The following is a 19453-nucleotide window of genomic DNA, read 5'->3' on the forward strand; positions in this document are numbered from 1 at the left end:
ACCCCTGTGAGAGTTCACATGAACGCTCTCTCAGGTTCATCCTGGCGTCACCGCGACCCGGTCGGATGGTCCGGTCACTCGACCGAAAGGACCTGTCCGCATGTTCCGTTCCGCTTCGCGCTGGAAGGGCAGCGCCGTGCTCGTCGCCGCCTCCGGCGTGCTCGCCGCCGCGCTGCTCCCGGCGCCCGCGCTGGCCGCCACCTCCGACAACGGCGGCGCCGCCCGCAACCCCGACGACTCCACGACGGCGCTCCGCCAGTCGATCGTGAACGGGCCCGCCAAGAACGTCATCCTGCTCATCGGCGACGGGATGGGCGACAGCGAGATCACGGTCGCCCGCAACTACCAGTACGGCGCGGGCGGCATGCTTCCCGGCATCGACGCGCTGCCGCTGACCGGCCAGTACACGACCTACTCCGTCTACAAGGACGGCGCGAACAAGGGCAAGCCGGACTACGTGCCGGACTCCGCCGCGACCGGCTCCGCGTGGGCGACCGGCACCAAGACCTACGACAACGCGATCTCCGTCGACATCGACGGCAGGCCGCAGGCGACCCTGCTGGAGCTGGCACGCGCCAACGGCCTGCGCACCGGCAATGTCAGCACCGCCGAGATCCAGGATGCGACCCCGGCCGTCGAGGTCGCGCACGTCGGCGCCCGCTCCTGCTACGGGCCGGACAGCGCATCGTGCGGCTCCGACGCTCTGCAGAACGGCGGCCTCGGCTCGATCAGCGAGCAGTTGCTCGACGCCCGCGCGGACGTCACCCTGGGCGGTGGGTCGACCTCCTTCACGCAGACCGCGAAGGCCGGGGAGTGGAAGGACAAGACGCTGTTCGACCAGGCCGGCGAGCGCGGCTACCAGGTGGTCGGCGACGCAGCGGGCCTCGCGGGTGTGACGGAGGCGAACCAGCAGAAGCCGCTGCTCGGCCTGTTCACCCCGGGCAACTTCCCGACGCGCTACGCCTCGACGACGGCGACCGTCGGCGGCGCGGACCAGGCGCCGGTCACGTGCACGCCGAACCCGGCCCGGCTGGCGACCGACCTCTCCCTCTCCTCGCTGACGAACAAGGCGATCTCCCTCCTGGACAAGCCGGGCGGTGACGGTTTCTTCCTCCAGGTCGAGGGCGCCAGCATCGACAAGCGCGACCACTCGGCCGATGCGTGCGGTCAGATCGGCGAGACCGTCGACCTCGACGAGGCCGTGCAGGCAGCGCTCGCGTTCGCGAAGAAAGACGGCAACACCCTGGTCATCGTGACCGCCGACCACGCCCACACCAGCCAGATCGTCGACAGCACCCCGCCGGCGACCCTCTCGACCGCGCTGACGACCGCCGACGGCACCGTGATGAAGGTCGCCTACGGCACGGCGGCCGCCGGAGGCTCGCAGCAGCACACCGGCGCCCAGCTGCGCATCGCCGGCTACGGCCCCGGCGCGGCCGACGTCGTCGGCCTGACCGACCAGTCCGACACGTTCTTCACCATCGCCCGCGCTCTGGAGCTGAACCGCGACTACGCGGCGCTCAGCGCCGCCGCGTCGGTGACGCTGAACGCCACGACGGTGAAGCCGGGCGACCCGATCACCGCGACGCTGGCGGGCTTCCGCGGCGACCGTCAGGTCACCGGGGTCATGCAGTCCGACCCGGTCGCGCTGCCGCGCACGGACGTGCTGGGCGGATCGGCGGCCATCACCGCGACCGCCCCGACCGACCTCGGCGCCCACACCATCACCATCACGGGTTCGCAGAGCGGGAAGGCGGTGACGGTGAACTTCGAGGTCACCGCCGACGGCCAGCCCTCCGGCGCCCTGCCCGGCGGATCGGCCGGCGGATCGGCCGGCGGCGGCAACGGCGCGGTGACTGCCGGATCCACCTCCGCGGGCTCGCTCGCCTCGACGGGCTCGATCGTCGCGCCGCTCATCGTGGTGATCGCGCTGGCCCTGCTGATCGCGGGCTACCTGTTCGTCACCCGCGGCCGTCGCCGCCCGGACGGTGCTCCGCAGGTCTGACCGGCTGACGCGCTCGCACCGCGCCGACGGCACGAAGGGGAGGGATCGCGGATCCCTCCCCTTTGCCGATACCGTCGGGATGTGGTCGACGCTTCCCTCGAAGGCCTCAGCGCCTTCCCCCTCACGCCCCTCGCCGGTGACCGACTCGACGAACGCGCGTTCCGCGCAATGGTGCGACGGCTGGCCGCCGCGCCGGTCGACTCGATCACCGCGCTCGGCTCAACCGGGTCGTACGCCTACCTTTCGCGCGAGGAGCGCCGCGCCGTCGTGTCGGCCGCCGTCGCCGAGGCCGGCGACACCCCGGTCTTCGCCGGCATCGGCGGCCTGCGGACCAGCCACGTGCGGCAATACGCGGAGGACGCCCAGTCGGCCGGTGCCGCTGCAGTGCTCCTGGCGCCGATGACCTACCAGGCGCTGACCGCCGACGACGTCTACGGCCTCTACGCGGACGTGGATGCCGACCTCTCGGTGCCGATGATCGTGTACGACAACCCCGCGACGACCCACTTCACCTTCACCGACGATCTCTATGCCCGCATCGCGACACTGCCCACGGTCGCATCGATCAAGATCCCCGGGGTTCCTGCCGATCCGGTCGCGGCGCGCGCTCGGATCGACCACCTGCGTTCGATCGTGCCTGGCGATGTGACCATCGGCGTCTCCGGCGATGTATCGGGCGCTGCCGGACTGAACGCGGGATGCGACGCCTGGTACTCCGTGATCGCCGGCACGCTGCCCGACCATCCAGCGGCGATCACCGCTGCCGCTCGGGCGGGCGACGCCGCGCGGGCGGAGGCGCTTTCGCACGAGTGGGACGGACTCTGGGCGCTCTTCGCGGCGTACGGCAGCCTCCGTGTGACCGCCGCGATCGCCGAAGAGCTCGGCTGGGCATCGCGCTCCTGCCTCCCCCGCCCGATCCTCGGCCTCGGCGACGAGGATCGTGCACGCGTCAGCGAGCTTCTGCGTACGCTCGGGCTCACGACTCCGCGCTGAGCGCGATCGTCCCGATCCCGAGCGCGGCCAGGATCCCGGCCGAGATGCGCTCGAGCCACGTCGTGACAGCCGGACGCTTCAGCCAGGCGACGGCGCGGCCGGCCAGCAGCGCGACCACCACGAGGTAGAGCGAGCCGACCACGGCGACGATCGCGCCGAGCAGCAGCGTGCTGGCGATGGTCGAGCCGTCGTGGGGGACGAACTGCGGCGCGATGGCCAGGAAGAACAGGCCGACCTTCGGGTTCATCATCGTGGAGAGCATCCCCGCCGTGAATCCCGAACGCAGCCCCGTGCGGCGGGCGGTCGGCTCGACGCCGTGCGCCGTGCCCTTCCGGCTCGCGATGAAGGCGGCGACGCCGAGGTAGATCAGGTACAGGCCGCCGACGATCTTGAGGATGCGGAAGACCTCGGCCGACTGCTCGAGTACGGCGGCGAGCCCCAAGGCCACCGCCACCGCCCACACCAGCGACCCGAGCGCGGTGCCCGCAGCCGCCGCGATGCCCGCGCCCTGCCGCGCCAGGCTGAAGCGGAGGACGAGGAACGTGTCCGGCCCCGGCGTGAGGGCGAGCACGAGGCAGAGGCCGGCGAAGGCGAGCAGGCTGGCGACGGTCATGCGACCAGTATGCAGGCCGCTCAGTGCAGCAGGCGCGTGAAGTGGTGGGGAACGCCCTGCCAGACGGTGGTGATCTCGACCGGGCGGCCTTCCTCGGGCGCCTGGATGAGCATCCCGTCGCCGAGGTAGATCGCGATGTGCTCCTCGTCGTCGAACACCACCAGGTCGCCCGGCTGGGCATCGCTCTCGCTGATCGGTCGCCCGGCGTCGTCCTGCAGGTGGACGAGGTGCCCGAGGGGGATGCCGACGGCGGCGTACGAGACCATGACCAGTCCGGAGCAGTCGATGCCGGAGTGGTCCGAGCCGTCGAGCACGTACGGGTCGCCGAGGTAGCTGAGCGCTGTGGCGACGATCTGTTCGCGCGCGCCGCCGAGGGCGAGGGCCGAGACGATCGCCCCAGCGGCCCGCTCGCCCGCCGCGCCGCCCTGGCCGGCGATGATGCCGGCCACCGCCGAGGCGACGGGGTCGTCCCGGTCGATGCGGGCGGACGCGACGATCGCCGAAACCGTCATGGCCTGGTGCGCCGCGTGCCCGCTCGCGGCGGCCGTCACGATGTCGATGGGCTCAGCGACGGCCGGCGGCGCCATGGCGATGCCGGCGAGGAGCGCGATGGTCGCGCCCGAGGCGCCGAGTGCGATCCCGCGGCGGGAGGGGCGCGGTGCCGACGCTGGTCGCGTGCCACGACTCCGCGAGGTGCGACCGCTCCGCTCGGTCCGTTCCTGCTCCAGAGCCCGCCGTCGTTCGCCGCCCGTCATCCAGACCTCGTCCGTCTCACGACCCGCACCCCATCGCCCGAAGTCCGCGCGACCGGGTTCGAGCCTAAGGGGGTCGTGGCCCGATCCCACCGGGAGTCCTCTGAGTCGGACTGATGTTCCTCTCAGACGGAGGCCTGCGGCCGGATCCAGTTCCCGACCGGGATGAGAATGGGGAGGCCCGTCACCGATCGGAGCCGCTCACGCCCCCCGTCGCCGTCTTCCTCGCCACCTGGTCGTTCGACCCGGCCGCCGCTGCGCTGCTCTCTGCGGCAGCCGCGCTGTACGTGGGCGGCGTCCTCCGGCTCCGCCGCCGGGGCCGCCGCTGGCCGCTCCGGCTGACGGCCGCGTTCCTGCTCGTCGGCCTCGGGTCGTACGCCGTCATCTCCTTCGGGTTCCTCGGCGCCGAGAGCACCGACCTCCGCTGGGCGTTCACGACCCGGATCGCGCTCCTGCTCTTCGTCGTCCCCGCGTTCCTCGCCCTCGGCCGGCCCGTCGCCCTCGCGCGCGTGGCGCTCGGCCCTGCCGGCCGCCGCCGCACCGACCGGGTGATGCGCTCCCGTCCGGTGCGCGCGTTCGGCAACGCCATCGCCGCCCCCGCGTTCGCGTGCGCGGTGTTCCTGGTCTTCCTCACGCCGCTCGCCGCCGTGCTGCGCGACTCGGTGTGGTCCGAGTGGACCATCTCCGTCCTCACCCCGCTCGTCGGCCTGCTGCTGGTGCTGCCCATCGTCGCCCACTCCGTCGTCCGCACCGGGTTCTTCATCACGGTGGAGTTCCTGCTCGCGTTCGTCGAACTGGTGCTGGATGCGATCCCCGGCCTCCTGCTGCGCCTCAACGACGGCATCCTCGACCACGCACCGGCGATCGTCGGGCGCATGCCGTTCTGGTTCCCCACTCCCCTGCACGACCAGCACCTCTCCGGCGACCTGCTGTGGTTCATCGCCGAGGTCGCCGACGTGCCCGTGCTCGTCCTGCTGTTCGTCCGATGGATGGGCCTGGAACGCACCGAGGGCAAGCGTTACGACGACCTGAGCGACGAGGAGCTGGCGGAGCTGACCCGGCAGCACCTCCAGCAACGCAGTTGAGGCCCCCGCGCGTTACGCACCATGACGGTGCGCGTGCGGGCCGGGCCGGGTTCGCTCATCCTGGACCCATGACCAGGCAGATCCGCTTCAACGCGTTCGACATGAACTGCGTCGCCCACCAGTCGTCCGGCATGTGGCGGCACCCCGAGGACCAGGCGTGGCGCTACAAGGACCTCACCTACTGGACCGAGCTCGCGAAGCTGCTGGAGCGCGGGAACTTCGACGGCATCTTCATCGCCGACGTGCTCGGCACGTACGACGTGTACGGCGGCAGCAACGAGGCCGCCATCCGCCACGGCGCCCAGGTGCCGGTGAACGACCCCATCCTGCTCGTCTCGGCGATGGCGCTGGTGACCGAGAACCTGGGCTTCGGCATCACCGCGGGCACCGCCTACGAGCACCCGTACCCGTTCGCCCGGCGCATGTCGACGCTCGACCATCTGACCAACGGCCGCGTCGGCTGGAACGTCGTCACCGGATACCTGCCCTCCGCCGCCCGCAACATGGGCCACGACGACCAGCTGCAGCACGACGACCGCTACGACCACGCCGACGAGTACCTCGAGGTGCTCTACAAGCTGTGGGAGGGGTCGTGGGAGGACGACGCGGTCATCCGCGACCGCGAGTCCGGTGTCTTCACCGACCCGTCGAAGGTGCACGAGATCGGCCACCGCGGCAAGCACTTCACCGTGCCGGGCATCCACCTCTCCGAGCCCAGCCCGCAGCGCACCCCGGTCATCTATCAGGCCGGCGCCTCGAAGCGCGGCATCGCGTTCGCTGCGGAGAACGCGGAGGCGATCTTCGTCGCGGCGTCCACCAAGGAGGGCCTGAAGGCGACCGTCGGCAAGCTCCGCGACGCCCTCGAGGCGGCGGGACGCGACCGGTACTCGGCGCGCATCTACACGCTGCTGACGATCATCACGGACGAGACCAGCGAGAAGGCGCAGGCCAAGTTCCAGGACTTCCTGCAGTACACCAGCGACGAGGGCGCGCTCGTCTTCATGTCCGGGTGGATGGGCGTCGACCTCTCGCAGTACGACCTCGACGAGCCGATCGGCAACGTCGACAGCAACGCCATCCAATCGGCGGTCGCGAACTTCCAGCGACCGAACGAGGACGGCGGCGAGTGGACCGTGCGCGACATCGGCCGCAACGGCGCCATCGGCGGCCTCGGCCCGTTCATCGTCGGCTCGGCCGCCGAGATCGCGGACCAGCTGCAGGAGTGGGTCGAGGAGACCGACGTGGACGGTTTCAACCTCGCATACGCCATCACGCCCGGAACGTTCGAGGACATCGTCGAGTACGTCATCCCGGAGCTGCGCAAGCGGGGCGCGTACCCCGAGGAGTACGCGCCGGGGACGCTCCGCAACAAGCTGCACGGCGCGGGCGACCGGCTGCCGGACACGCACCGCGGAGCGCGGTACAAGGTCGCTGCATCCCCCGCTGTCTGAGAATCTGTAGACCATCGCTCCTCTAGCCTGGCTAGCGATATGCTGAGCAGAGACGCGGCTCCCGCCGCGCCTCTGTGGCGACCGAAGGGCAGGCCATGACGGACACGGCGGCGATCCAGGACCAGCTGCGCGAGCTCCTCGACGGAGAGCGCGGGCTGAAGGAGCTGCTCGGCGGGAACCCCGAGTGGTACCCGGTGCTGATCCGCCAGCTCGAGCTCGCCGTCGGCGACGCCCGGATCATCTACCTCGGCGCCGCCATCGCCTCCGGTCTCTCCACCGTCACGCTGCGTGTCGGCATGTTCACCGAGCACACGGTGGTCGCCGCCGAGGTCATCGACGACAGCACCCCGGGCGCCCAGGTGGTGACGCGCGTCGAGAGCCGCTCCGGCCTGCTGCGTTTCGAGCTCTCCGGCGGGACGGAGAGCGACAACAGCATGGAGTCGTCCTGGCAGGGCGGCTTCCGCGTGCGGGCGTTCTACCGCTCCGGCCTGGTCGTCACCGTGCCGGCCAACGTCGTGGACACCGAGGCCAAGCGCGTCTCGGTGCACGCCGTGCTCGACGGCATCCGCGCCGACCTGCAGGCGCGACCGCCGTCGTCCGTCCTGAACGACTGACCACCCCGACGGGCCGGGAGGAACCATGATCTCGTCAGCGGTCACCCTCAGCTATCGCGACGCCCCGGCCGCGATCGCTTGGCTCGAAGCACTCGGGTTCGACGTGCTCCAGCTGCAGTCCGGGGATGACGGGACCGTGGTTCACAGCGAACTGCGCTGGGCCGACACCGTCGTGATGGTGGCGTCGGCCGATGCACCCTACGACGTCCCGCCGCTCGTCGGCGCTTCCACCGGGGTCGGCCTGTATCTGGTCACCCAGGACGTGGACGGGATGTTCGCGCGCGCCGTCGCCGCGGGCGCCACAGTGGTGTTCCCGCCCGAGGAGACGGAGTGGGGCAGCCGTCGCGCGCGGGTGCTCGACCCCGGCGGGCGCGAGTGGAGCTTCGGCTCCTACCGGCCCGGCGAGCAGTGGAGCGCCTCGGCCTGAGCGGCGTCACCCCTGCGCGAGGTCGCGGAAGAACCGGGTGAGCAGCGTACGCGACCGATGATCCAGCCGGGATGCGGCAGCGCGAGCACGGTCGAGGTCCGGGTCGGCCTCCAGCGCCTCCGCGAGCTGCTGCACCATGCGGGCGATGTCGTCGGCGGTGTGCTCGGTTGCCGGGCCGGACGCGTCCGGCGAGGCCGTCTCCTCCTCCTGGTTCGGCCGCCGGCCTCCGCTGCCCAGCGACACCGTCGCCAGCAGGCCCACCACCAGGAATCCGGCTGCGGCGAACGCGGCCCACCGCGTCCCGTCGCTGAACGCCTCCTTCGCGTCCGCCGCCAGCGCAGCGGTCTGCGGGTTCTTCTCCAGCCCGGCGATCGCGGCGCCCGAGCTATCGACCACGGCCGACACGAGCTGGTCACGCTGCGGAGACGGAACGCCCCGGTCGTCGAGCTTGGCGTCGAACACAGCGGTCGCGGAGGCGAACAGCACTGTGCCGAGCACGGCGATGCCCAGAGCGGAGCCGATCTGGCGTGCTGTGCTCGTGGTGCCGGAGCCCTGCCCGCTCTGCTCGACCGGCACATCCCGGAGTACCACTCCGGTGAGCTGCGCGGTCGCGAGGCCGACACCGAAGCCGTAGACGAAGAGGAACGGGATCAGCGCCCCCCAGGGCGTCGTTGACGAGATCACCAGACCGAGCCCGGCGACGCCGACGATCTCGGCGACCAGACCGACGCGGACGATCGTCACCGGCGCGACCCGGTTGCCGAAGGCGCCGGCGAAGCCGCTCGCCAGGAACGACCCGATCGCCAGGGCGAGCAGGATGAGGCCGGTGTCGAGCGCGCTGTAGCCCAGCACGTTCTGCAGCCAGATCGGCAGCGCCAGGATGATGCCGAACTCGCCGAGCGACACGATCGTCGCGGCGATGTTGCCGTTGCGGAACGATGGGATGCGGAAGAGGTCGAGCGCGAGCATGGTGCTCCGCCCGGCCCGGATGCGGGCGCGGCCGCGCACGACGAAGAGCACTCCCCCGAGCACCGCGATGGCGAAGGCGATCGGCACGGGCGAGAGGTCGAACGGCCACGTCCACTCGCCGATCGCGGGGCGGGTGTCGACGAGCCACCAGCCGTAGGTGCGGCCCTCGATCAGCCCGAAGACAAGGCTTGCGGAAGTGACCACCGAGAGCAGGGCTCCCACCCAGTCCACGCTCCGCGACGCACGGGTGTCGCGCGACTCGGGGACCGTCGCGAGCACGCCGACGATGATGAGGATGCCGAGCGGGATGTTGATGCCGAACGCCCATCGCCACGAGAACGCGGTGGTCAGCCAGCCGCCGAGCAGCGGTCCGAGCGCCGTCATGCCGCCGATCGTCGAGCCCCAGACGGCGAAGGCGATCGCGCGCTCTTTGCCGCGGAAGTTGGCGTTGATCAGCGAGAGCGTGGTCGGCAGGACCATCGCGCCGCCGACGCCTTGCAGCAGCCGCGCGCCGATCAGGAACGCGCCGGTCGGTGACAGGGCCGCAGCGACGGAGGCCAGGGTGAAGATCGTCACGCCGATGAGGAGCATCCGGCGCCGGCCGAACCGGTCGGCCAGCGTCCCGAACACCAGCAGCAGGGCGGCGAAGACGAGCGTGTACGACTCCTGCACCCACTGGACCCCGGTGGACCCGATGTGGAGCTCGTCGACGATCGAGGGGATGGCGACGTTGACGATCGTCGAGTCGACGATGATGAGCGCGACGCCGATGCTGATGAAGACCAGCCCGGCCCAGCGGTAACGTGAGGACATCGAAACTCCCTTGCCTGGAGATTAGTCAGCAAGCTTATGGTCAGGCTACGCTGGATTCGTGAGCCGGTCCAGCAGAACCCGTCGCCGCATCCTCATCGCAGGCGGCGCTGTCCTCGGCGCCCTCATGCTGGTCGTGGTGGGCTTCCTCGCCTGGGCGTCCACGCCGATGATGGGCGATCGCGCCGCGGCGCTCGAGGCGTGGCGGAACCCCGCCGTGACGATCCACGACGCGGGCGACTCGGTCGTGATGGAGCCGACGGGCACACCCTCCGGCGACGGCCTCGTGTTCGTCCCCGGCGCGCTCGTCGACCCGTACGCCTACCTGAACAAACTCTCGGGCGTCGTCGCCGAGACGGGCCTCACCGTCGTCATCACGAAGCCGACGCTGAACCTCGCGTTCTTCGACCAGCGGCCGCTGTCCACGTTCACCGCGCACGCTCCCGAGGTGACCGACTGGTACGTCGGCGGCCACTCCCTCGGCGGCGTCCGCGCCTGCCAGCTGGCCGAGGATCCGGAGGTGACCGGACTCATCCTGTTCGGCTCCTACTGCGCCAACGACCTCAGCGGCACCGATCTGCGCGTGCTGTCGATCGGCGGCAGCCGCGACGGCCTGAGCACGCCCGCCAAGATCGCGGCGAACCGGCACCTGCTGCCGGAGGACGCGCGAATGGTGGAGATCGACGGGATGGACCACGCGCAGTTCGGCGACTACGGCACTCAGCCGGGCGACCGGCCGGCAACCATCGACGACGAGACGGCCCGCGCGGAGCTGACGCAGGCGCTCAGCGGCTTCCTCTCCGACTGACGCGCGGCGAATCCGAGGTCGGCTACCCGCCGACGGGCGACCACTGCCCGCTCACGACCCGCCCGCTCCGCAGTTCGGGGAAGTGCGCGCCGACGCCCGTCGTGCCCGGCTCGGCGAGACGCTCCCAGAGTTCCTGACGCGTGCGCTCGGCGCGGGCCGCGTCCACATCGCCCAGAGAGTGCCAGCCGCTTTCGGCCAGTTGCTGCGGGATCGTGATCGCGTCGCCCAACAGGAGGAGCCGCTCGCCGCGCGACTCGACCACCACGGCCAGGTGTCCTGGCGTGTGTCCGGGTGCGGGCACGGCCCAGACTCCGGGCGCGACGACGACCTCGGTGTCGACGGGCCGCAGCGTCGGCGTCCCGGCGCGGGTTCGGAAGCCGGCCCGGATGTGCGGCGCCATCTCGCCCCGGCCCTCGACGAAGTGGGCCCACTCGCCCGCGCCGAACCAGAGGCGGGCGTTCGGGAAGGTGGGCTGTGCATCGGTGCCGAACAGCCAGCCGACGTGGTCCATGTGGAAGTGCGTGATCACGATGTCGGTGACCTCGGCCGGGGTGATGCCCGCCGCGCGCAGCCAGGTCGGCAGCTGGCCGCCGACCAGCATCATCCCGTCGGGCATCGGGTCGAGGGCGGGGCCGAGTCCGGCATCCACCAGGACGACAGGCGCCGCACCATCCGTCTCGCCCTCCTCCTGCCGGATGAGGAAGCAGCCGATCGGGAGCCACGCCGCCCCGTCGCGGTCGAAGACGTCCGGCCGCGCCGACGCGGGCACCCGGTCACCGAAGTAGCTCGGACGCGCGACGAACGCGCCATCGGAGATCGCATCCACCCGGAGCCCGCCCACGCGCATGGAGGCAGCTTACGGCCCGCACACAGACGGCGCGGCCGTGCAGCGGGGAAGCTGCACGGCCGCGCCGGGGGCGGGCTGATGCCGGTGTTACTTGGCCGGGGGCATCAGGACCGAGTCGATGAGGTACACGGTCGCGTTGGCCGTCTTGACGCCGCCGCAGATGACGTTGGCGTCGTTGACCTTCATCGAGTCGCCGGAGCCGGTGACGGTGACGTCAGAGCCCTCGACGGTCTTGTGGGTGCCGTCGATGTCGGACGGCGCCAGCTGGCCAGGAACCACGTGGTAGGTGAGGATCGAGGTCAGCGTGGCCGTGCCCGCCTCGGTCTTCAGCGAGTCGATGGTCGCCGGGTCGATCTTCTTGAAGGCGTCGTCGACCGGGGCGAAGACGGTGAAGTCGCCGCCGTTCAGGGTGTCGACGAGGTTGACCTGCGGGTTCAGCTTGCCCGAAACGGCCGCGACGAGCGTCGTCAGCAGCGGGTTGTTGCTGGCCGCGGTGGCCACCGGGTCCTCGGCCATGCCGGAGACGGAACCGGCACCCGACGGCACCTGCTTGGCGTAGGCCGCGCAGCCGGGGCCGACGAGGTCGGCGGCCGGGTCCATCGTCGAGGCGGACGGGGTGGACTTGCTCATCGAGGAGCTGGAGTCGCTGGAGGTGGAGCTGCCCGAGCCGGACGAACAGGCGGTGAGGGTGAGGGCGGCTGCGGCCAGGATGGCTGCCGCTGCGAGACGAGCTGTGGATCGCATGGTTCTTCTCCTTCGAGGGATGGTGACGATCGTTGCGGCCGCCGCGGGGCGGTCATCAGGGGTTCGGGCCCGGCGGCGAATCGGATTGGAACCAATCCGCGGGGCCTCTCCGCCACGAACCCCAGGCATGTCAGCGAAGAAGAGAATCGGCACCGTCGCCCTGGCCGCACTCGCCGGGGCGGTGAGCGGTGGCGTATTCCTCGGAGCGGCCGAACTGGTCGCGCTGCTGACGGTTCGCGACGCGAGCCCGATCGTCGCGGTCGGCTCGTTCGTGATCGACATCGTCCCGCGCTGGGCGAAGGAGCTGGCGATCGACCTGTTCGGATCGAACGACAAGCTCTTCCTGCTGGCGAGCCTCGGCCTCGCGGTCTTCGTGGCCGCCGCTGTGGCGGGCGTGCTGGAGTGGTGGCGCCGGTGGGTCGGCGTCGCGCTCTTCGCTCTCGCGGGGGTCGCGGCCGTGGTCGCAACGCTGACCCGCACCGGCGCCAGCCCGTTCGGTTTCCTGCCCGCCGCGGTCGGCGCCGTGCTCGGGGCCGTGGTGCTGCGGCTCTTGATCGGCCGGCTTCACGCGTGGCGGGACGGGACCGCGAAGGCGGAGGGGGTCGGTGTCGACCGCCGCCGGTTCCTGGTGCTCACGTCGGTCGCAGCGGCGGGAGCCCTGGTGGCCGGGGTCGGGTCACGGCTGGGGTCGGCTGCCACGTCATCCATCGCCGCGGTCCGCTCGGCGCTGAAGCTTCCGACGCCCGCCTCTCGTCTGAAAGTGCCGGCCGGCGCCGAACTCGACGTCCCGGGCATCAGCCCGCTCTTCACGCCGAACGCCGACTTCTACCGGGTGGACACGGCCCTCACCGTGCCGTCGGTCGACCCGGCGAACTGGCGTCTCACCATCGACGGGATGGTCGAGAAGCGCGTGGAGCTCAGCTTCCAGGACCTCGTCGACATGCGTCCGGCGGAGTACGGCGTCACCCTCACCTGCGTGTCGAACGAGGTCGGCGGCAACCTGGTCGGAAACGCCCGGTGGCTGGGCGTGCCGGTCCGCGACATCCTCGCCCTCGCCCGTCCGCGCCGGGGAGCCGACATGGTGCTGTCGCGCAGCGTCGACGGCTTCACCGCCAGCACCCCGCTGGATGCGCTCACCGACGACGGTCGCGACGCCATCCTCGCGATCGGGATGAACGGCGAGCCGCTGCCCCTCGAGCACGGGTTCCCGGTGCGGATGGTGGTTCCGGGCCTCTACGGCTACGTGTCGGCGACGAAGTGGCTCACCGAGCTGAAGGTGACGACCTTCGCCGCCGACCAGGCGTACTGGACTCCCCGCGGCTACAGCGCGAAAGCCCCGATCAAGCTCTCCAGCCGCATCGACACCCCGCGGGTGGACAAGCCGCTCTCCGCCGGCCCGACCAAGATCGCCGGTGTCGCGTGGGCGCAGACGGTCGGCATCCGCACCGTCGAGGTCCGGATCGACGGCGGCGACTGGCAGCAGGCGAAACTCTCCACCCCGATCAACGCCGACACCTGGGTGCAGTGGTCGCTCGACTGGGACGCCACCCCCGGCAGCCACACGCTCGCCGTGCGCGCCACCGACCGCGCGGGCCGCGTGCAGGAGCAGAAGCGCACGCCGATCGCGCCGAACGGTTCGACCGGATGGCAGCAGACGCTGGTGCGGGTGGGGTGAGCGTCCTCAGCGGGCGCCCCGGCGGGTCGTCGCGCGGGAGGGCGGCGGCGCCGGGATGATGGGGCTTCGAAACGATATCGGGGGTCCACATGGATGAACAGCTCACGGAGCAGCCGCCCGCCAAGCTTCGGAGCATCGGCGTGACGCTGATGATCGTCGGGGTGCTCTTCCTCGTCGGCGGAATCGTGTGGGATCTGAACGGCGGGCCGTCCTGGCTCCACGTCCTCACCTGGGTCGGCGGGGGAGTCTTCGCGTACGGACTCGTCACGACGATCACGGCGGGCCGTTCCTCCCTCCGACCGTAACGGCCGGCGGCGCGAGTTGCCCTTCGCGCCGAGGCGGGCTTTAATCTGCGTATGCATGCAGATAAGCCGATATGCGGGCGACTTCCCGACAGTCAGTACGTGGAGCTCGCCGTCGAGGTCTTCGCCATGCTCGCCGACGCCACGCGGGTGCGCATCGTGCTGGCGCTCCGGGATGCGGGCGAGCTGTCGGTGAACCATCTCGCCGACATCCTCGACAAGCAGCCCGCAGCGGTGTCGCAGCACCTTGCGAAACTGCGGCTGGCGCGGATCGTCGCCACCCGGCAGGACGGCCAGCGCGTCTTCTACCGCCTGGAGAACGAGCACGCGAGCCGGCTCGTGAGCGACGCGATCTTCCAGGCCGAGCACTCGCTCGGCGGCACCCCGCGCCACCACCATGCGGCGGCGACGGCAGAGGACGAGGCGACCGCGTGACCCACGAGACACATACGCACCACGTGCACGACCACGCGCACCCGCACGTCCACGACCACGGCCACCAGCACCCGACCGGGTTCCGCGGCTTCCTCTACGGGATGTTCGTCCCGCACTCGCACGACGCGGCCGACTCGATCGACGACGCGATGGAGGCGAGCACCGAAGGCGTCCGCGCGCTGAAGATCAGTCTGTTCGTGCTGCTCGCGACCACGCTGCTGCAGGCGGTGATCGTCGCGTTCAGCGGCTCCGTCGCCCTGCTGGCCGACACCGTGCACAACTTTTCCGATGCCCTCACGGCCGTTCCGCTCTGGGTCGCCTTCGTGCTCGGGCGCCGGGTCGCCACCCGCCACTACACCTACGGGTACGGACGGGCGGAGGATCTGGCCGGGCTGTTCATCATCGCCGTCGTCGCGCTGTCCGCGATCGTGGCGGCCTGGCAGTCGATCGACCGGCTGTTCCATCCACAGCCGCTGGAGAACCTGGGCTGGGTCGTCGTCGCCGGCCTCATCGGGTTCGCCGGCAACGAGGCGGTCGCGATCTACCGCATCCGGGTGGGTCGGCGCATCGGCTCGGCTGCGCTGGTGGCCGACGGCGTCCACGCCCGCATCGACGGCTTCACCTCCCTCGCGGTCGTCCTCGGAGCGCTCGGCGTCATGCTCGGCTTCCCTCTCGCCGATCCGATCGTCGGTGTGCTCATCTCGGCCGCGATCGTCGTGCTGCTCTGGGGCACCGTGCGCAGCATCGGCCGCCGGCTGCTCGACGGCATCGAGCCGGAGCTGGTGGATCAGCTGGAGCACGCCCTGGCCGGGACGCCGGGCGTCGTCGCTGTACCGCGGGTGCAGCTGCGGTGGGTCGGCCACCGGCTGCACGGCAGCGCCGAGCTCGCGGTGGACGCGGTGGGCCTGCGCGACGCGCACCGGGTCGCGACGGCCGCCCGCGAGCACGCCAGGGAGCACCTGCGCACCCTCGACGAGCTGCATCTCGAAGTGACTCCGGACGCGACGAGCCCATCGCGCTCATGAACACGGTGCCAGGGTGGATCTGGACGGCCATCGGAGTGCTCGTCGCCCTCGCCGTGATGTGGATCGCCCTGGTGGCGGTCCTCGTCGTGCAACAGCGCCGGACCGGAAGGGACGTGGACTGGCGGGCGATCCTGCGCCTGGTGCCCGATGTCGTCCGCCTGGTCCGGCGCCTCGCCACCGACCCCGCCCTGCCGCGCGCCACCCGCTGGTGGCTGTACGGACTCCTCGTGTACCTGATCCTCCCGATCGACCTGATCCCCGACTTCCTTCCCGGCATCGGCTACGCCGACGACGCGATCCTCACGATCGTCGCGGTGCGCTTCGCCGTGAAGCACGCGGGGTACGACGCGCTCGAGCGCAACTGGCCGGGAACCCCGGACGGCCTCGACAGCCTGGTGGCGCTCGCGCGCGTGCAACGCCCGCGGGAGGATCCACCGCAGAGGTGACCGGCGTGGCCTGTGAGGCCCCCGCACATCCACGCGTTTCCCACCGGGTCGCGGGTACCGTCGTCGGCATGACAGGACACCTCCTCGCCCTGCCCGCCGCCGCGTCCCCGATCCAGACGCAGGCCGACCCCACCGAACTCGGCGGCATCGCCGGCCTCGCCGCCCGCGTCATGACCGCCCTGGGCGAGATCGGCGTGGGGCTCTGCTCGCTGGCGGAGGTGGTCTTCCCACCGATCCCGAGCGAGGTCATCCTGCCGTTCGCCGGGTTCCTCGCCTATCAGGGCTCGCTCAACGTCGCGCTCGTGCTGCTGGCGGCGACGCTCGGCAGCTTCGCCGGCGCCGCGATCCTTTACGTCCTCGGCCGCAAACTGGGCGAGGAGCGCGCCGTCCGGCTGCTGTCACGGCTGCCCCTGGTCGAGGAGGAGGACTTCACCAAGGCCGCCGACTGGCTGAAGCGCCACGGACGCGGCGCCGTATTCTTCGGGAGGCTCGTGCCCCTGGTGCGGAGCCTGATCTCGCTTCCGGCGGGAGCGACACGGATGCCGTTCGGCCGGTTCGCGGCGTTCACCCTCGGCGGGACGCTGCTCTGGAACGCGATCCTCGTCGGCGCCGGGTTCGCCCTCGGCACGCAGTACCACCTCGTCGAGCGGTACACGGAGTACATCGACATCGTCGTCTACGTCGCCGTGGGTCTGGTGCTCGGTTGGCTGGTGCTGCGCCGGATCCTGCGTCATCGCGCAGCGCGACGGGATGCGGACCCGTCGGCCTGACTGCGGCAAGCGCGAGGTCGGGGTCGGGGTACGCCCCGACTCGCAACGAGACGGGGCGTACTCCCCCGGTGACGACGCCGAGTGTCGTCGGTGTCCCCGCGCCAAAACATACGGACTTACCGGTTTGAGTGCAAATCGGGCTCAGCGATCGAAGGGCACGGCGAGGACATTCCAGATCCTCTCGATGTCCGACTCGAGCCCGTCGAGCATCCCGCGCTCGTCCGCGATCATGTACGCCCCGAAGATGCCGTGCACCGCGACGGTCGCGACGGCTCGGGCGTCCACCGCCGGCCCGCCGCGGTCCTCGGTCTCCTGCTCCAGGAGGCGCGAGAGCACCGCGACCCAGCGCGCGTAGGGGTTCTCGTCGGCGGACGGGGGCAGCACCGTCTGCGACAGCTTCATGGCGGCACGGACGCGCACGTCCGTGGCCAGCAGCGCACCGACGCGGCGCGTCAGCTCCCGCGCGGCGGCCAGACCACGCACCCCGGACTCCTCGACCTCGCCGATGACCACCGGCCAGTTCGCGTACTTCTCGGCCACGAGGGCGCGAGCGATGTCGAGCTTGGATCGGAAGTGGAAGTAGACCGCGCCCTTGGTCGCGCCGGTCCGCTCGACGATGCGCTCCAGGCGGGCACCCTCGTAACCGTGCTCGTCGAACTCCGCGGCGGCGGCGTCGAGGATGGCGAGGCGCGTGCGCTCCGCGCGCTCCTGTCTCGGCATGCGAAGGCCCGTCTCCCGAAGTGGCGTGTCTGAGATGACGATATCGCGGGCGCCCCTCGGCGAGAGGAAAAGCGGTCAGGCGAGGGTGGGGAAACGAACACAGGATGCGCACAGCCCGAAAAGGCAACCCCTACCGTCCATCCGGTTTTCCGGCCACCGTGTCGGCTCGTGAGCATCGAACAGCGCCGCCGGTCCCTCGTCCGCCGCATCAACCTGAGCGCCGCCTGGGGCGAGGGACTCGACGGTTTCGACCTCGGCATCCTGAGCGTCGTGCTCCCGGCCATCACCACCGCACTGCACCTATCGCCGGTCGAGGCCGGCCTGATCGGCGCGTCCTCGCTGATCGGGATCTTCGTGGGCGCACCCCTCGCCGGCTATCTGACCGACCGGTTCGGGCGGCAACGCATGTTCACCATCGACATCGGCTGCTTCATCGTGCTGGGCGTGCTGCAGGCGCTCGTGACCGAGCCGTGGCAGCTGTTCCTGGTCCGCGTCCTGCTCGGTGTCGCGATCGGCGCCGAGTATGCAATCGGGGCGGCGATGCTGGCCGAGTTCGCGCCCAACCGCAACCGGGGACGCCGCCTCTCCGCTCTGCTCGTGTGCTGGTACGGGGGCTTCCTGGTGGCCGTCGTCGTCGCCTATGCGATGGTCGCGCTGGGCGCCGACTGGCGGTGGGTGCTCGCCACCAGCGTCATCCCCGCGATCGGTGCGTGGGTAGTGCGAATGGGCATCCCCGAGTCCCCGCGGTGGCTGATCGGACGCGGCCGCCAGGCGGAGGCCGACGAGATCGTGGAGAAGAACCTCGGCGCCGACTACTTCGCCGCCGAGGGGATGGACGCGGAGCAGGAGTCACGCGGCGGGTACCGCGCCCTGTTCCACGGCCAGAACCTCCGCCGGCTGCTGTTCATCAGCGTCTTCTGGGCGTGCAACGTCGCGCCCTACTTCGCCATCTTCACCTTCGCGCCGGTCGTGCTGAAGTCGCTCGACCTGACCAACCCGGCCGCCGGCACCATCGGCGTGAACGGCCTGGCCACCATCGGCGCCCTCGTCGGCGCCCTCACCATCGAGCACATCGGCCGTCGCAAGCAGCTCATCCCGCCGTTCTGGATCATGGCGGCGGCGCTCGCCGTCGTCGGCGTGTGGTCAGGAGCGCCCGCCTGGGTCACCATCGCGTGCTTCGCCGTCTTCGCCTTCTTCAACGCGCTGCAGGGCAACCTGTCAGCGGTCTACCCGATCGAGATCATGCCGACGGAGGTGCGCAGCTCGGCCGTCGGCGTGGCGGCGGCGGCGAGCCGGGTGGGAGCGGCGGCCGGCACCTTCCTGCTGCCGGTGGGCATCGCCTCCATCGGCACCGGCTGGTGCATGATCATCGCGGCCGTCGTCTGCGTGATCGGCGCGCTCGTGTCGCAGGTGATGGCCCCGGAGACGACCGGCCAGACCCTCAATGAGGCCAGCGGATCGCAGCCCGTCGTCCGGGAGGACGCGCGGGCCTGAGCCTGCGCAGGATGGCGGCTGGCGGCGGCTCGACCGGTCAGGCTTCGTCGGCGAGTTCGCGCACCTCGGCGGTGCGCTCGCCCGGACGGTCGCCGGTGTTGACCGTCCCCTTCGGCTCGACCATCACGACGAGCGCGTCCTCGTCGGTCTTCGGGCAGTGCTCGACGCCGCGCGGGACGACGAACACGTCGTGCGGACCGAGCTCCACATCCCCGTCGCGCAGCTGGATGGTGAGCCGCCCGTCGATGACGAGGAACAGCTCGTCGGTCTCGGGATGCGCGTGCCAGACGAACTCGCCGCGCAGGCGCGCCACCTTCACGTCGTAGTCGTTGACGCTCGCGAGGCGGTGCGGCTGCCACGGCTCCGGGATGAGGGCGAAGGCGGCGTCGAGGTTGTGGACCGTGTTCATGTCGTCAGCCTAGGACCGGCTCGACCGCACGACGTCGGAGGGCGGTGGTTGTATGGGGA

At 71.1% G+C, this 19453-nt stretch carries 21 protein-coding genes; 14 read left to right on the plus strand and 7 right to left on the minus strand.

The window, feature by feature from the left end; translation table 11 throughout:
- Positions 1–100 precede the first annotated feature (100 nt).
- Together phoA and J2Y42_RS01260 are read left to right on the plus strand one after the other, a co-directional pair.
- Positions 101–2005: an alkaline phosphatase gene (gene phoA / locus J2Y42_RS01255; protein WP_309854049.1), complete on the plus strand. Its 1905-nt coding sequence runs from the start codon at positions 101–103 to the stop codon at positions 2003–2005.
- Positions 2006–2086: 81 nt separating this feature from the next.
- The gene (locus tag J2Y42_RS01260; RefSeq protein WP_309854051.1) at positions 2087–2998 is read left to right on the plus strand and encodes a dihydrodipicolinate synthase family protein; all 912 of its coding nucleotides are present in this window, start codon (positions 2087–2089) and stop codon (positions 2996–2998) included.
- Here J2Y42_RS01260 and J2Y42_RS01265 read toward each other — a convergent pair.
- Together J2Y42_RS01265 and J2Y42_RS01270 are read right to left on the minus strand one after the other, a co-directional pair.
- On the minus strand, positions 2982–3611 hold the full coding sequence (locus J2Y42_RS01265; RefSeq protein ID WP_309854054.1) for a LysE family translocator: 630 nt from the start codon (positions 3609–3611) through the stop codon (positions 2982–2984). The two genes, J2Y42_RS01260 and J2Y42_RS01265, sit on opposite strands and share 17 nt — an antisense overlap.
- A 20-nt stretch (positions 3612–3631) precedes the next feature.
- Positions 3632–4366: a C40 family peptidase gene (locus J2Y42_RS01270; RefSeq protein WP_309854057.1), complete on the minus strand. Its 735-nt coding sequence runs from the start codon at positions 4364–4366 to the stop codon at positions 3632–3634.
- Positions 4367–4479: 113 nt separating this feature from the next.
- On the opposite strand from J2Y42_RS01270, the gene J2Y42_RS01275 reads away from it, so the two are divergent.
- From J2Y42_RS01275 to J2Y42_RS01290, 4 genes are all read left to right on the plus strand, one after another.
- Positions 4480–5448 (plus strand): cytochrome c oxidase assembly protein, encoded by a 969-nt coding sequence (locus tag J2Y42_RS01275; protein ID WP_309854061.1) that lies wholly within the window; start codon positions 4480–4482, stop codon positions 5446–5448.
- A 68-nt stretch (positions 5449–5516) separates the two neighbouring features.
- Entirely contained in the window at positions 5517–6899 is a 1383-nt protein-coding gene (locus J2Y42_RS01280) for an LLM class flavin-dependent oxidoreductase (RefSeq protein ID WP_309854063.1), read from the plus strand.
- 95 nt (positions 6900–6994) lie between these two features.
- Positions 6995–7513: a hypothetical protein gene (locus J2Y42_RS01285; RefSeq protein ID WP_309854066.1), complete on the plus strand. Its 519-nt coding sequence runs from the start codon at positions 6995–6997 to the stop codon at positions 7511–7513.
- A gap of 25 nt (positions 7514–7538) precedes the next feature.
- Positions 7539–7940 carry a VOC family protein gene (locus tag J2Y42_RS01290; RefSeq protein ID WP_309854069.1) on the plus strand — a complete coding sequence of 134 codons (402 nt, stop codon included), beginning with the start codon at positions 7539–7541 and terminating at the stop codon, positions 7938–7940.
- Between the two features lie 6 nt (positions 7941–7946).
- Here J2Y42_RS01290 and J2Y42_RS01295 read toward each other — a convergent pair whose 3' ends face one another.
- Positions 7947–9722: an MFS transporter gene (locus J2Y42_RS01295; protein WP_309854071.1), complete on the minus strand. Its 1776-nt coding sequence runs from the start codon at positions 9720–9722 to the stop codon at positions 7947–7949.
- A 58-nt stretch (positions 9723–9780) separates the two neighbouring features.
- Here J2Y42_RS01295 and J2Y42_RS01300 point away from each other — a divergent pair, with 58 nt between their 5' ends.
- Entirely contained in the window at positions 9781–10527 is a 747-nt protein-coding gene (locus J2Y42_RS01300) for an alpha/beta hydrolase (RefSeq protein ID WP_309854074.1), read from the plus strand.
- Between the two features lie 22 nt (positions 10528–10549).
- On the opposite strand, the gene J2Y42_RS01305 is transcribed toward J2Y42_RS01300, so the two are convergent.
- Both J2Y42_RS01305 and J2Y42_RS01310 read right to left on the minus strand, forming a co-directional pair.
- Positions 10550–11374 carry an MBL fold metallo-hydrolase gene (locus J2Y42_RS01305; protein WP_309854078.1) on the minus strand — a complete coding sequence of 275 codons (825 nt, stop codon included), beginning with the start codon at positions 11372–11374 and terminating at the stop codon, positions 10550–10552.
- Positions 11375–11461: 87 nt separating this feature from the next.
- On the minus strand, positions 11462–12118 hold the full coding sequence (locus tag J2Y42_RS01310; RefSeq protein WP_309854081.1) for a fasciclin domain-containing protein: 657 nt from the start codon (positions 12116–12118) through the stop codon (positions 11462–11464).
- Positions 12119–12245: 127 nt separating this feature from the next.
- Between J2Y42_RS01310 and J2Y42_RS01315 the strand changes: the two genes are divergently transcribed.
- The 6 genes from J2Y42_RS01315 (at position 12246) to J2Y42_RS01340 (ending at position 16771) form a co-directional block, all read left to right on the plus strand.
- Entirely contained in the window at positions 12246–13793 is a 1548-nt protein-coding gene (locus J2Y42_RS01315) for a molybdopterin-dependent oxidoreductase (protein ID WP_309854085.1), read from the plus strand.
- A gap of 89 nt (positions 13794–13882) precedes the next feature.
- A complete protein-coding gene (locus J2Y42_RS01320; RefSeq protein WP_309854088.1) occupies positions 13883–14098 on the plus strand; it encodes a hypothetical protein in 216 nt (71 codons plus the stop codon).
- A gap of 51 nt (positions 14099–14149) precedes the next feature.
- Entirely contained in the window at positions 14150–14530 is a 381-nt protein-coding gene (locus tag J2Y42_RS01325; RefSeq protein WP_309854090.1) for a metalloregulator ArsR/SmtB family transcription factor, read from the plus strand.
- Positions 14527–15555, plus strand: coding sequence for a cation diffusion facilitator family transporter (locus J2Y42_RS01330; protein WP_309854093.1), 1029 nt, complete (start codon positions 14527–14529; stop codon positions 15553–15555). The genes J2Y42_RS01325 and J2Y42_RS01330 overlap by 4 nt, the downstream gene beginning before the upstream one ends.
- Positions 15552–16001, plus strand: a complete 450-nt coding sequence (locus J2Y42_RS01335; protein ID WP_309854097.1) for a DUF1232 domain-containing protein — start codon at positions 15552–15554, stop codon at positions 15999–16001. Before J2Y42_RS01330 ends, J2Y42_RS01335 begins: the two co-directional genes overlap by 4 nt.
- A 68-nt stretch (positions 16002–16069) precedes the next feature.
- Positions 16070–16771 carry a DedA family protein gene (locus J2Y42_RS01340; RefSeq protein WP_309854099.1) on the plus strand — a complete coding sequence of 234 codons (702 nt, stop codon included), beginning with the start codon at positions 16070–16072 and terminating at the stop codon, positions 16769–16771.
- A 141-nt stretch (positions 16772–16912) separates the two neighbouring features.
- On the opposite strand, the gene J2Y42_RS01345 is transcribed toward J2Y42_RS01340, so the two are convergent.
- On the minus strand, positions 16913–17491 hold the full coding sequence (locus tag J2Y42_RS01345; protein ID WP_309854102.1) for a helix-turn-helix domain-containing protein: 579 nt from the start codon (positions 17489–17491) through the stop codon (positions 16913–16915).
- A 168-nt stretch (positions 17492–17659) separates the two neighbouring features.
- On the opposite strand from J2Y42_RS01345, the gene J2Y42_RS01350 reads away from it, so the two are divergent.
- Entirely contained in the window at positions 17660–18985 is a 1326-nt protein-coding gene (locus tag J2Y42_RS01350) for an MFS transporter (protein WP_309854104.1), read from the plus strand.
- 37 nt (positions 18986–19022) lie between these two features.
- On the opposite strand, the gene J2Y42_RS01355 is transcribed toward J2Y42_RS01350, so the two are convergent.
- Positions 19023–19394 carry a cupin domain-containing protein gene (locus J2Y42_RS01355; RefSeq protein WP_309854107.1) on the minus strand — a complete coding sequence of 124 codons (372 nt, stop codon included), beginning with the start codon at positions 19392–19394 and terminating at the stop codon, positions 19023–19025.
- Between the last annotated feature and the right edge of the window lie 59 nt (positions 19395–19453).

The sequence above is a fragment of the Leifsonia sp. 1010 genome, from assembly GCF_031455295.1.
Lineage (GTDB): Bacteria > Actinomycetota > Actinomycetes > Actinomycetales > Microbacteriaceae > Leifsonia.

Bases quoted from the DNA above. Each gene is read 5' to 3' on its own strand.
- J2Y42_RS01320 (WP_309854088.1), top strand. From the start codon at position 13,883: ATGGATGAACAGCTCACGGAGCAGCCGCCCGCCAAGCTTCGGAGCATC.
- J2Y42_RS01290 (WP_309854069.1), top strand. From the start codon at position 7,539: ATGATCTCGTCAGCGGTCACCCTCAGCTATCGCGACGCCCCGGCCGCG.
- J2Y42_RS01345 (WP_309854102.1), bottom strand. From the start codon at position 17,491: ATGCCGAGACAGGAGCGCGCGGAGCGCACGCGCCTCGCCATCCTCGAC.
- J2Y42_RS01265 (WP_309854054.1), bottom strand. From the start codon at position 3,611: ATGACCGTCGCCAGCCTGCTCGCCTTCGCCGGCCTCTGCCTCGTGCTC.
- J2Y42_RS01305 (WP_309854078.1), bottom strand. From the start codon at position 11,374: ATGCGCGTGGGCGGGCTCCGGGTGGATGCGATCTCCGATGGCGCGTTC.
- J2Y42_RS01340 (WP_309854099.1), top strand. From the start codon at position 16,070: ATGACAGGACACCTCCTCGCCCTGCCCGCCGCCGCGTCCCCGATCCAG.
- J2Y42_RS01295 (WP_309854071.1), bottom strand. From the start codon at position 9,722: ATGTCCTCACGTTACCGCTGGGCCGGGCTGGTCTTCATCAGCATCGGC.
- J2Y42_RS01315 (WP_309854085.1), top strand. From the start codon at position 12,246: ATGTCAGCGAAGAAGAGAATCGGCACCGTCGCCCTGGCCGCACTCGCC.
- J2Y42_RS01355 (WP_309854107.1), bottom strand. From the start codon at position 19,394: ATGAACACGGTCCACAACCTCGACGCCGCCTTCGCCCTCATCCCGGAG.
- J2Y42_RS01270 (WP_309854057.1), bottom strand. From the start codon at position 4,366: ATGACGGGCGGCGAACGACGGCGGGCTCTGGAGCAGGAACGGACCGAG.
- J2Y42_RS01275 (WP_309854061.1), top strand. From the start codon at position 4,480: ATGTTCCTCTCAGACGGAGGCCTGCGGCCGGATCCAGTTCCCGACCGG.
- phoA (WP_309854049.1), top strand. From the start codon at position 101: ATGTTCCGTTCCGCTTCGCGCTGGAAGGGCAGCGCCGTGCTCGTCGCC.
- J2Y42_RS01280 (WP_309854063.1), top strand. From the start codon at position 5,517: ATGACCAGGCAGATCCGCTTCAACGCGTTCGACATGAACTGCGTCGCC.
- J2Y42_RS01285 (WP_309854066.1), top strand. From the start codon at position 6,995: ATGACGGACACGGCGGCGATCCAGGACCAGCTGCGCGAGCTCCTCGAC.
- J2Y42_RS01310 (WP_309854081.1), bottom strand. From the start codon at position 12,118: ATGCGATCCACAGCTCGTCTCGCAGCGGCAGCCATCCTGGCCGCAGCC.
- J2Y42_RS01335 (WP_309854097.1), top strand. From the start codon at position 15,552: ATGAACACGGTGCCAGGGTGGATCTGGACGGCCATCGGAGTGCTCGTC.
- J2Y42_RS01325 (WP_309854090.1), top strand. From the start codon at position 14,150: ATGCATGCAGATAAGCCGATATGCGGGCGACTTCCCGACAGTCAGTAC.